The organism is Streptomyces sp. SID3343, from assembly GCF_009865215.1.
In the GTDB taxonomy this organism is placed as follows: domain Bacteria; phylum Actinomycetota; class Actinomycetes; order Streptomycetales; family Streptomycetaceae; genus Embleya.
This window is the reverse complement of the sequence record NZ_WWJX01001585.1, coordinates 1-342: the sequence shown is the minus strand read 5'-3', so window position 1 is coordinate 342 and position 342 is coordinate 1. Positions and strand designations below refer to the sequence as shown.

The following is a 342-nucleotide window of genomic DNA, read 5'->3' as shown; positions in this document are numbered from 1 at the left end:
GCTCGCCGCCTCCGGCGCGCCCACCACCGCGCACTCACTGACCGCGCTGGTCGAACTCGCCGACCACCGGCGCGAGCTGCTTCGCGATGCCCAGCGGGTGAGCGACGCGCAGGTGGCGGCGGTGCGCGAAGCCGGAGCCGAACTCACCGAGGCCCGCGCCGAGTCGGGCCGCGCCGAAGGTGAACGCGCGGCCTGGGAGCAGCGCTGGTACGACCTCGTGTACGGCCTGGACCTTCCCGAGGGCGATCCCGACACGGTCGCCGCCGCGGTGACCACCTTGGCCCGGGTCGCCGCCGAACTCGGGCACGCGGCCGAGGCGGACCGCCGCCGGGCCAGGGCGGC

Annotated in this window: 1 protein-coding gene; it reads left to right on the top strand. The window is 77.2% G+C overall.

Annotation, left to right across the window (positions count from 1 at the left end):
* Positions 1-342, top strand: a 342-nt coding sequence (locus GT354_RS50470) for a hypothetical protein (protein ID WP_161364981.1), incomplete at both ends; no start/stop codon positions are given.